Raw genomic sequence first — 10,746 nt, forward strand, 5'->3', positions numbered from 1 at the left:
CCCCCCCCCCCCCCCCCCCCCCCCCCCCCCCCCCCCCCCCCCCCCCCCCCCGCTACCGGTGTCGTTACGTCGACGGATGGATGCGGACGCGGACTTCTTCCTCTTCCTGCGGCGCCTGCGGGGCCGGCTGCGTCTGCTGCGGCTGGGCCTGTGGGGCGGGGGCGGGTGCTGCGGGGGCCGGGCCACCGCGGTGGCGCAGGCCGATCACCAGCGCCACGCCAGCGATCACCACCAGCAGTGCGATGCGGATCCGCCAGGCCCAGCTGCGCCCGCCGCTGCCGGCATCCGGCGTGTCGCGGAACGCGAACTCGGCCGTGGGATGGTCGCGGCGGGTGGTATCGAGCAGGCGTGCATCGCGCAGGATGTCGCGCGCACGCGGCTGGTCGTCGGCGCGCACGATCCAGACCGCTGGATAGCCCTGCGTATTGCCCAGGTCGGTATAGCTGAACTGGCCGCGCCGCCGGGTCTTGTACGAGCGCCCATTGGTCACCTTCACTTCGATGCCATGGCTGCGCAGGAGCTCGGCCACGCCCTCGACGGTTTCCACACGCTGGCTGCTGAAGATCTGACGCATCGGATCAGTCCTTGGCCGGCACGGCGGCCGCTGCAGTCTGGTCGGGAACCACGCGGATCAGGCCCTCCTGTGCCGTGCTGGCCACCAGCACGCCATTGCGGGTGAAGAACTGGCCGCGGGCGAGGCCGCGCGAATCCTGCGCACTGGGGCTGTCCAGCGAATAGAGCAGCCAGTCGTCGGCGCGGAACGGGCGGTGGAACCAGATCGCGTGGTCGAGCGAGGCCATCTGCACGTGCGGATGGTAGTAGCTGATACCGTGCGGGAAGGTTGCCGTGCCCAGCAGATGGAAGTCGGACGCGTAGGCCAGCAGCGCCTGGTGCAGCTCGGGGGCATCGCCGACCGGTTCGCTCAACCGCATCCAGACCTGGTGATAGGGCGGGCGCTTGGGCGGATTCAGTTCGTCGCGGGGATAGACGTGGCGGAACTCGAACGGGCCACCGCGCGAGAGCCAGCGCTGCACTTTGATCGGCAGCCGCTCCAGCACTTCGGCCGGCAACGGGCGGTTCGGCTCGATGTCTTCCGGTTGCGGCACTTCGGGCATCTTGTGCTGGTGCTCGGCACCGGTCTCCGCCTGCTGGAACGAGGCAGCACAGAAGAAGATCACCTTGCCATGCTGGATCGCGGTCACCCGGCGCACGGAGAAGCTGCCGCCATCGCGGGTGCGGTCCACGTCATAGACGATCGGATGGTCGATGTTGCCGGCCCGCAGGAAATACGCGTGCAGCGAATGCACATGGCGCCCGTTGTCGACCGTGGCCTGGGCGGCGGCCAGCGCCTGGCCCAACACCTGCCCGCCGAACACGTACTTGGTGCCGATGTCGCGGCTTTGTCCGCGGAACAGGTTGTCCTCCAGCCGCTCCAGGGTGAGCAGGTCGATCAGCTCGGAGACGACGGGTTCGGGCGTGTCGTTCAAGGGGGCGGCCACAGCAGTGAAGAAGGACCGATTATACCGGTCAGGGGTCAGATCCCTTTCGCCTGGCGAAAGGGATCTGACCCCGATGCCACGCGATGCCCCAACTTCGGTCGTGCCGGCCGCTGGCCAGCACGACCGCCTACTTGCCCAGCCGCGCCACCAGCGCCTGCAGGGCATTCTGTGCGTCCGGGGCGAACCAGGCCTCTACGAACCGGTCCAGCTGGATCAGGTCCGGGTGCAGCGCTTCGTGCAGGTCATTGCGGGCCACGGCGCGGGTCAGCAGCATCGGCTGCCGCGGCTGCCTGAGCAGGTTCTGCAGCCAGGCCACGGCGCGGGCGACCACCAGATCGCCCTCGGCCAGTTCGTCGACCAGGCCGATCTGCAGCGCCTGCTCGGCCGGCACCAGGGCGCCGGTGGTGAGCAGCACCCCCGCGCGGTGCACGCCGACGGTACGGCGCAGCAGGCGCTGGATGCCTTCCGGTGCGATCAGGCCGACCTGCACCTCGTTCAGTCCGATGGCATACGGGCGTGCCGGGTCGGCGCTGCGCGCCATCACCCGGTAATCGCAGCACAGGGCGAGCACGCAACCGCCGGCAGGGGCGTGGCCGGTGATCGCGGCGACCACCGGGATGCGGCTCTCGGCCAGCGTACGTACCGCGCCGAAGAAGGCATTCCAGGTATCCAGCAGCTTGTGCTTGTCATCGCCGTGGGAGAGCAGGTGTGGCACGTCCATGCCGCCGGTGAACACGCGCTCGCTGCCGGACAGCACGATGCCGTGCGCATCGTCGGCCATGGCCTGCTCGACGGCGTGGATCAGCTGCCGGCACAGGTCGGTGTCCAGCGCATTGACCGGCGGCCGCGCCAGGCGCAGTTCGCGGATGGGACCATGGTTGATCACCTCGATGAGCGTCGTCATGCTGCGGTCTCGTTGCGAAGAAGGAACGTGGGCGATGATAACCAAACCATTCGTTGGCGTACTGTTGCTTCTGTGTGCGTCCGCAGCAGCGGCGGCGGAATCACGCTGTGTGACGGTGGAGCAGGGCTGGGTGCGCCTGCCGCCGAACCCGGCCATGCCGATGACGGCGGGTTACGGGACGATCGTGAACCGCTGCGCAGCGCCGGTGACGGTGGTGGGCGCGGGCAGCAGGGCCTTCGGCGACGTGTCACTGCACGAGACCACCGTGGTCGACGGTGTCAGCCGGATGCGCGAAGTCGAACGGCTGCCGATTGCAGCCGGGGCGCGCACCGAGCTCAAGCCCGGTGGCCTGCACCTGATGCTGATGGAAGGCGAGAGAGCTTTGAAGGAAGGGCAGGTCGTGCCGCTGCAGTTGCAGCTGGAGGGCGGTGGCACCGCCAGCGCAACGCTGACGGTACGCAAGGCCGCTCCATGATGCAGCGCCCGTTCCGCCGGGCATCAGGGTCGGACCGGCGTCGGTAGCGCCGGGCCATGCCCGGCGGGGTGGGGCCGACCCGGGTCGGCACCCACCCGCAGTGCATCAGCTCGATGCGCTGCGGATCGCGTCCGGCAGCGGCGCGCTTTTGCCGGTCTGGGTATCCATCCAGACCACCACCACGTTGCCATCGGAGTACAGCTTCGACTCGTCCTGCTGGTCGACGATGCGATGACCGATGGTGACGCTGCTGTTGCCCAGGCGCTCGACGAACAGTTCGACCAGGATGTCGTTGGGCCACACGATCGGCAGCCGGTAGTTGACGTTGGTCGCGGCCACCACCGGCGCGATGCGGTCGGTCATCGACACGCCTTCCACTCCCAGCATCCAGCGCACGCGCGCTTCCTCCAGGTAGGAGATGTACTTGGCGTTGTTCACATGGCCCATGCTGTCCATGTCGCGCCAGCGCACGCTGATCGGGATGCGGGCCAGGATCTTGTGTTCGCTGCTCATCAGGCGTCCTTCTTCTTGGTCGTGCTCTTGCTGGCCTTGCCGGTGCTCTTGGCGGCCACGGCCTTCTTCGCCACCTTCTCCGGCTTCACCTTGCGCGGCGGCCGGGCGTCGGGCTTGTTGGCCACGGCGGCCGGCTGCTCCGGGCGCGCACTGGTGGACGGCAGCATGCGTGCCAGGAACTGCCCGGTGTACGACTGCGGGCAGGCGGCCACGTCTTCCGGCGTGCCGGTGACCAGGATGGTGCCACCCCGGTGGCCGCCTTCCGGCCCCAGGTCGACGATCCAGTCGGCGGTCTTGATCACATCGAGGTTGTGCTCGATCACCACCACCGTGTTGCCTTCGTCGCGCAGCTTGTGCAGCACGCCCAGCAGCGCTTCGATGTCGTGGAAGTGCAGGCCGGTGGTCGGTTCATCGAGGATGTACAGGGTGCGGCCGGTATCGCGGCGCGACAGCTCCTTGGACAGCTTCACGCGCTGCGCTTCACCACCGGACAGCGTGGTCGCGCTCTGCCCCAGCTTGATGTAGCTCAGGCCGACATCCACCAGCGTTTCCAGCTTGCGCGCGATCGACGGCACGGGCTCGAACAGCTTCAGCGCATCTTCGACGGTCATTTCCAGCACATCGTTGATGTTGAAGCCCTTGTACAGGATCTCCAGCGTTTCGCGGTTGTAGCGCTTGCCGTGGCAGACATCGCAGGGCACGTACACGTCCGGCAGGAAGTGCATCTCGACCTTGATCAGGCCATCACCCTGGCACGCCTCGCAGCGTCCGCCACGCACGTTGAAGCTGAAACGACCCGGTGAATAACCACGCGCACGCGCTTCGGGCACCTGTGCGAACAGCTCGCGCAGCGGGGTGAACAGGCCGGTGTAGGTGGCCGGGTTCGAGCGCGGGGTGCGGCCGATCGGCGACTGGTCGATGTCCACGACCTTGTCGAACAGGTCCAGGCCATCGATCTCCTTGTACGGGGCGACCGGGTGCGAGGAGCCGTTGATCTCGTTGGCGGCCAGCGAGAACAGGGTGTCATTGATCAGCGTCGACTTGCCCGAGCCGGACACGCCGGTCACGCAGGTCAGCAGGCCCGAGGGAATCGACAGGTCCACCCCCTTCAGGTTGTTGCCGCTGGCGCCGCGCAGATGCAGGGTCATCTTCGGATTCGGCCGGTGCCGGCGCGCCGGGATCTCGATCGAGCGCTTGCCGGACAGGTACTGGCCCGTCAGCGAACGGGGTGCATCCAGGATGTCCTGCAGGGTGCCCTGGCCGACGATCTCGCCACCGTGCACGCCCGCGCCCGGGCCGATGTCCAGCACGTAGTCGGCCAGGCGGATCGCATCTTCGTCATGCTCGACCACGATCACCGTGTTGCCGAGGTCGCGCAGGCGGGTGAGGGTGCCCAGCAGGCGTTCGTTGTCGCGCTGGTGCAGGCCGATCGACGGCTCGTCGAGCACGTACATCACGCCGACCAGGCCGGCACCGATCTGGCTGGCCAGGCGGATGCGCTGTGCCTCGCCACCGGAGAGGGTATCGGCCTTGCGCTCCAGAGTGAGGTAGTCCAGGCCCACGTCGACCAGGAAGCCCAGGCGTTCGCCGATCTCCTTGACGATCTTCGAGGCGATCTCGCCACGCCAGCCCGGCAGGCTCAGTTCGCTGAAGAACTTCAGGGCTTCGTCGATCGGCAGCACCACCAGGTCCGGCAGCGGCCGGTCGGCCACGAACACGTTGCGCGCAGCCTTGTTCAGGCGGGCACCGTTGCACTCGGGGCAGGCGCGCTCGCTGATGTACTTGCCGAGCTCCTCCTGCACGGCCGCCGACTCGGTTTCCTTGTAGCGGCGTTCCAGGTTGGGAATGATGCCCTCGAAGCGGTGCTTGCGCTGGGTGCGGCCGCCGGCTTCGGTGAAGTAGGTGAACGTGATTGCGTCCTCGCCGCTGCCATACAGCACGGCCTGCTGCACCTTGGCCGGCAGCGAGTTCCAGGCGGCATCGACGTCGAACTTGTAGTGACGTGCCAGCGAGGCGATCAGCTGGAAATAGTACGCATTGCGACGGTCCCAGCCACGCACTGCGCCGGCGGCCAGGGACAGCTCGGGATGCACGACCACGCGCGAGGGATCGAAGAATTCGGCCATGCCCAGGCCATCACAACCGGGGCAGGCGCCCATCGGCGCGTTGAACGAGAACAGGCGCGGTTCCAGCTCCGGCAGCGAGTAATCGCAGACCGGGCAGGAGTATTTGGAGGAGAACAGGGTCGGCGCGCTGGCGGTGTTGTCCAGGCTCTGCACCGAGGCCATGCCGTCGCCGAGTTTCAGCGCGGTCTCGAAGCTCTCGGCCAGGCGCTGCTTGATGTCCTCGCGCGGGCGGAAGCGGTCGATCACCGCCTCGATGGTGTGCTTCTGGCGCAGCGCCAGCGGCGGCACCGCGTCGATCTCATGCAGCTCGCCATCCACGCGCACGCGCACGAAGCCCTGTGCGCGCAGCTGGTCGAATACCTGCGCGTGTTCGCCCTTGCGATCGCGGATCACCGGGGCCAGCAGCATGTAGCGCTGTTCCGGGTCCAGCGTCAGCACCTGGTCGACCATCTGGCTGACCGTCTGCGCTTCCAGCGGATAGCCGTGGTCGGGGCAGCGCGGCGTGCCGACGCGGGCGTACAGCAGGCGCAGGTAGTCGTAGATCTCGGTGATCGTGCCGACCGTCGAGCGCGGGTTGTGCGACGTCGACTTCTGCTCGATCGAGATCGCCGGAGACAGGCCCTCGATGTGGTCCAGGTCCGGTTTCTCCATCACGCTCAGGAACTGCCGGGCGTAGGCCGACAGCGACTCGACGTAGCGACGCTGGCCTTCGGCGTAGATCGTGTCGAAAGCCAGCGACGACTTGCCCGAGCCGGACAGGCCGGTGATCACGATCAGCTTGTCGCGGGGCAGGTCGAGGTCGAGGTTCTTCAGGTTGTGCGTCCGCGCGCCGCGGATGCGGATGAAATCCATCGCCATGGGGAATCCGGTTGTGGGGGCGTTGGCTGGGTGCCGGGCCAGCAGGGAACGGCAATCGGTCAGCCTACCGAGGTGACCAGATGGGGGCAATGGGCGACAATGCCAGCCCGGTGTCTCACCTTCTGAGACAGGCCGACAGGTGGGGGTCAGATCCCTTTTCACAACGTGAAAAGGGATCTGACCCCGTTCCGGCCGGGCCCCCCAGGCCGTTCAGGGGTTGACTTGACCCGCGGCCGTTGATCTGCGTACAATTCCGCTCCTGTCCGCCCTCGATGGCGGCAGCTCAGACCACAATAACTACAGAGGAAGGCCTGGTCATGTACGCAGTACTGGTCACCGGCGGTAAGCAATACCGCGTGGCGCAGGGCGAAAAGCTCCGCGTTGAAAAGCTCGAAGTCGAAGTCGGCAGCGAGATCAAGTTCGACAACATCCTGATGCTGGGCGACAGCGATGGCGTGAAGCTGGGCGATGCGCTGAAGGGCGCCGCCGTCACCGCCAAGGTTCTGTCCCAGGGTCGTGCTGACAAGGTCCGGATCATCAAGTTCCGTCGCCGCAAGCACCACATGAAGCGCCAGGGTCACCGTCAGTACTACACCGAAATCGAGATCACCGGCATCGCCGGCTAAGCATCAGGAGAAGCAGTCATGGCACATAAAAAGGGCGTAGGCTCCTCGCGCAACGGTCGCGACTCCAACCCGAAGTACCTCGGCGTCAAGATCTTCGGCGGCCAGGCCATCGAAGCAGGCAACATCATCGTGCGCCAGCGCGGCACCCAGTTCCACCCGGGTTCCGGCGTCGGCCTGGGCCGTGACCACACCCTGTTCGCCCTCGTGGACGGCAAGGTGGAGTTCTCGGTCAAGGGTCCGAAGAAGCGTCGCACCGTCAGCATCGTCTCGGCCGAAGCCTGATCCAGGCATCCGCCGGCACCCGTGCCCCGGCATGGGAATGCTGCATGAAGAGCCCCGCTTCGGCGGGGCTTTTCGTTAGAGTAAAAGCAAGACCGGCTGCGCCGGGTTGCCCGCCATCGGCTGGCATTACATTCAAGGCGACGGCAGGTTGGCCGCGCCCATCGCAGGCATCGAAACAATGAAACTGGTAGACGAAGCAGAAATCGAAGTGTTCGCCGGCAACGGCGGCAACGGCTGCATTGGCTTCCGTCGCGAGAAGTTCATTCCGCTCGGCGGCCCGGACGGCGGCGACGGCGGTGCGGGCGGCAGCGTGTACATCCGCGCCGACGAAAACCTGAACACCCTGGTCGACTTCCGCCATGACCGCATCTTCAGGGCGCAGCGCGGCGAGAACGGCATGGGCCGGCAGGCCTACGGCAAGGGTGGCGAAGATCTGACCATCACCGTGCCGGTCGGCACCGTGGTCATCAACGTCGCCACCGATGAAATCATCGGCGACCTGACCCAGCACAACGACCGCCTGCTGGTGGCCAAGGGCGGCAGGGGCGGCCTGGGCAACATGCACTTCAAGAGCTCGACCAACCGTTCGCCGCGCCAGGCGCTACCGGGCGAGCCGGGCGAAGAGCGGACGCTGAAGCTGGAACTGAAGCTGCTGGCCGACGTCGGCCTGCTGGGCTTCCCCAATGCCGGCAAGAGCACCCTGATCCGCGCTGTCTCGGCGGCGACGCCGAAGGTGGCCGACTACCCGTTCACCACGCTGTACCCGAATCTGGGCGTGGTGAAGGTCGAGAACTACCGCAGCTTCGTGATTGCCGACATTCCGGGCCTGATCGAGGGCGCGGCCGACGGTGCCGGCCTGGGCGCGCAGTTCCTGCGCCACCTGCAGCGCACCCGCCTGCTGCTGCACCTGGTGGACATCTCGCCGATGGAGGGGGGCGTGGAAGGCATCTCCCCGGTCGAGCAGGTGCGCGCGATCGAGCGCGAGCTGGAAAAGCACGATCCGGAACTGCTGCAAAAGCCGCGCTGGCTGGTGCTGAACAAGGCTGACCTGATGTTCGAGGACGAGGCCAAGGCGGCGGCCGAACAGATCGTGGCCGAGCTGGGCTGGAAGGAGCCCTGGTTCCTGGTTTCCGCCCTGGGGCGCGAAGGTACCTTCCCGATCATGAGCCGGATCATGGCCTTCTTCGATCGGCAGAAGGAAGAGGAGCTGGAGGCCCGCAACGCGCAGTAAGGGCGTTGTGGCTCCCGCCAGAAAAGCCCGGCTTCGGCCGGGTTTTTTGTTGGTTGCGATGCAGGCAGCAGCCGAGCATGGGCTCGGCTCTACGGAAAACGGGGAGGCGGCGGAGTGCAGGCAACAAAAAACCCGGCCGGAGCCGGGCTTTTGCGTGTCGCCGGGACGGCAGCCCCGGCGGCAACCGGATCAGGCGGCCTTGAGGGCCTTGATGCGGTCGTTCAGGCGGCTCTTGTGGCGAGCAGCCTTGTTCTTGTGGATCAGGCCACGCGCGCTGAAGCGATCCAGGATCGGCTGGGCAACGGCGAAGGCGGCTTCGGCGCCGGCGGCATCGTTGGCGTCCAGCGCCTTGATCACTTTCTTGACAGCGGTGCGCAGCATCGAGCGCTGAGCCACGTTGCGCGCGTTGCGCACGACGGTCTGCTTGGCGCGCTTCTTGGCGGACTTGATATTGGCCACGGTGGTGGTTTCCTGAAAAAATCGGTGTTATGGGAACAGCAAGCTGGCTAGTATGATGGCGCGGGAAATGTACGTCAAGTCGATTGTCAAGAGGGACGTTGAGTGAGTTCACCGAAGATGTTGCGGGGCCTGCTGTCGTTCAGCAGCATGACCATGGTCTCGCGGGTGCTCGGACTTGTCCGGGACCAGGTGATCACCACCACGTTCGGCACCAATGCGGTCACCGATGCGTTCTGGGTGGCGTTCAGGGTACCCAATTTCCTGCGTCGCCTGTTCGCCGAAGGCTCCTTCGCCACCGCCTTCGTGCCGGTGTTCACCGAGGTGAAGGAGACCCGCAGCCACACCGAACTGCGCGAACTGATGTCACGCGTGGCGGGCACCTTGGGCGGGACGCTGCTGGTGGTCACCGCGCTGGCGTTGATCTTCGCTCCCCAGCTGGCGGTGGTGTTCTCAAGTGGCGCTGATACCGACCCGGTCAAACAGACCCTGCTGGTCGATCTGTTCCGCCTGACCTTCCCGTTCCTGTTGTTCGTCTCGCTCACCGCGCTGGCCGGCGGGGCGCTGAACAGCTTCCAGCGCTTCGCGATGCCGGCGCTGACCCCGGTCATCCTCAACCTGTGCATGATCGCCGGCGCGCTGTGGTTGGCGCCGCAACTCGGCGGCACCCCGGAAAAGCAGATCCTGGCGCTGGGCTGGGCCGTGCTGGCGGCCGGTATCCTGCAGCTGCTGTTCCAGCTGCCCTCGCTCAAGGGCATCAATCTGCTGACCCTGCCGCGCTGGGGCTGGAACCACCCGGGTGTGCGCAAGGTGCTGACCCTGATGGTGCCGACCCTGTTCGGTTCCTCGGTGGCGCAGATCAACCTGCTGCTGGACACCCTGATCGCCGCCAAGCTGACGGACGGCTCGCAGTCCTGGCTGTCCCTGGCCGACCGCTTCCTGGAGTTGCCGCTGGGGGTGTTCGGCGTGGCCCTGGGCACGGTGATCCTGCCGGCGTTGGCCCGCCACCACGTCAGCACCGACCGCGAGGGCTTCTCGCGCTCGCTCGACTGGGGCCTGCGCATGACCCTGCTGATCTCGGTGCCGGCCATGCTGGGCCTGGTGCTGCTGGCTGAACCGCTGATCGCCACGCTGTTCCAGTACCGCCAGTTCACCGCCTTCGACACCCGCATGACCGCGCTGTCGGTGTATGGCCTGAGCTTCGGCCTGCCCGCGTTCGCCCTGTTGAAGGTGGTCCTGCCGGCCTTCTATGCCCGCCAGGATACCCGCACCCCGGTACGTGCCGGCGTGGCCGCGCTGGTGGCCAACATGGTGTTCAACTTCGTCCTGCTGGCCGTGCTGTATCAGGTGATGGTGCCGGACGCGCTGAAGGCGCAGGGTGTAATGACGGCCATCGGCAAGCAGCCCGGCCTGCATCTGGCGCTGGGCATTGCCAGTGCGTTGTCCAGTTACCTGAACCTGGGCCTGCTGTGGTACTGGCTGGGCAAGACCGATGTCTACCAGCGCCTGCCGGGCTGGGGCAGCTACCTCGTGCGGCTGCTGGTGGCCTGCGCGTGCATGGTCGGCGTGCTGCTGGCCCTGCTGTACTGGATGCCGGCCTTCACCGGCATGGATAAATGGCACCGGATCGGCGGCCTGATCCTGCTGGTGGGGGGCGGTGGCCTGACCTATCTGCTGGCGATGCTGGCCATGGGCTTCCGCCCGCGCGACCTGCGCGGGCATTGATCGTCGCCTGCGGCGGCTATACTTCAGGGTTACACCATTGAAGCGGCGGCC

At 66.7% G+C, this 10,746-nt stretch carries 11 protein-coding genes; 5 read left to right on the forward strand and 6 right to left on the reverse strand.

Features of this window, described 5'->3' with window-relative positions; genetic code table 11:
* Positions 1-64: 64 nt before the first annotated feature.
* The 3 genes from AC06FB_RS17760 to AC06FB_RS17770 form a co-directional block, all read right to left on the reverse strand.
* Complete coding sequence (locus tag AC06FB_RS17760; protein ID WP_253120401.1) at positions 65-574, reverse strand: pathogenicity-like protein; 510 nt, start codon at positions 572-574, stop codon at positions 65-67.
* 4 nt (positions 575-578) lie between these two features.
* Positions 579-1,499 carry an acyl-CoA thioesterase II gene (gene tesB / locus AC06FB_RS17765; protein ID WP_414487809.1) on the reverse strand — a complete coding sequence of 307 codons (921 nt, stop codon included), beginning with the start codon at positions 1,497-1,499 and terminating at the stop codon, positions 579-581.
* Positions 1,500-1,626: 127 nt separating this feature from the next.
* Positions 1,627-2,403, reverse strand: a complete 777-nt coding sequence (locus AC06FB_RS17770; protein WP_053516135.1) for an enoyl-CoA hydratase/isomerase family protein — start codon at positions 2,401-2,403, stop codon at positions 1,627-1,629.
* Positions 2,404-2,437: 34 nt separating this feature from the next.
* On the opposite strand from AC06FB_RS17770, the gene AC06FB_RS17775 reads away from it, so the two are divergent.
* Complete coding sequence (locus AC06FB_RS17775; RefSeq protein ID WP_197600864.1) at positions 2,438-2,878, forward strand: copper chaperone PCu(A)C domain-containing protein; 441 nt, start codon at positions 2,438-2,440, stop codon at positions 2,876-2,878.
* A gap of 105 nt (positions 2,879-2,983) precedes the next feature.
* On the opposite strand, the gene AC06FB_RS17780 is transcribed toward AC06FB_RS17775, so the two are convergent.
* Positions 2,984-3,391: an acyl-CoA thioesterase gene (locus AC06FB_RS17780; protein ID WP_053516131.1), complete on the reverse strand. Its 408-nt coding sequence runs from the start codon at positions 3,389-3,391 to the stop codon at positions 2,984-2,986.
* Complete coding sequence (uvrA, locus tag AC06FB_RS17785; protein ID WP_053516129.1) at positions 3,391-6,375, reverse strand: excinuclease ABC subunit UvrA; 2,985 nt, start codon at positions 6,373-6,375, stop codon at positions 3,391-3,393. Before uvrA ends, AC06FB_RS17780 begins: the two co-directional genes overlap by 1 nt.
* A 317-nt stretch (positions 6,376-6,692) precedes the next feature.
* Between uvrA and rplU the strand changes: the two genes are divergently transcribed.
* From rplU to cgtA, 3 genes are all read left to right on the forward strand, one after another.
* Positions 6,693-7,001: a 50S ribosomal protein L21 gene (rplU, locus tag AC06FB_RS17790; protein WP_006424709.1), complete on the forward strand. Its 309-nt coding sequence runs from the start codon at positions 6,693-6,695 to the stop codon at positions 6,999-7,001.
* Between the two features lie 18 nt (positions 7,002-7,019).
* Positions 7,020-7,283, forward strand: coding sequence for a 50S ribosomal protein L27 (rpmA, locus tag AC06FB_RS17795; protein WP_053516127.1), 264 nt, complete (start codon positions 7,020-7,022; stop codon positions 7,281-7,283).
* Positions 7,284-7,461: 178 nt separating this feature from the next.
* Positions 7,462-8,514 carry an Obg family GTPase CgtA gene (gene cgtA / locus AC06FB_RS17800; protein WP_065181115.1) on the forward strand — a complete coding sequence of 351 codons (1,053 nt, stop codon included), beginning with the start codon at positions 7,462-7,464 and terminating at the stop codon, positions 8,512-8,514.
* A 189-nt stretch (positions 8,515-8,703) separates the two neighbouring features.
* Here cgtA and rpsT read toward each other — a convergent pair whose 3' ends face one another.
* A complete protein-coding gene (gene rpsT / locus AC06FB_RS17805) occupies positions 8,704-8,973 on the reverse strand; it encodes a 30S ribosomal protein S20 (protein WP_005408560.1) in 270 nt (89 codons plus the stop codon).
* 117 nt (positions 8,974-9,090) lie between these two features.
* Between rpsT and murJ the strand changes: the two genes are divergently transcribed.
* On the forward strand, positions 9,091-10,695 hold the full coding sequence (gene murJ / locus AC06FB_RS17810) for a murein biosynthesis integral membrane protein MurJ (RefSeq protein WP_197572075.1): 1,605 nt from the start codon (positions 9,091-9,093) through the stop codon (positions 10,693-10,695).
* The last annotated feature ends 51 nt before the right edge of the window (positions 10,696-10,746 follow it).

This window comes from Stenotrophomonas sp. Steno-C15 (assembly GCF_056393265.1).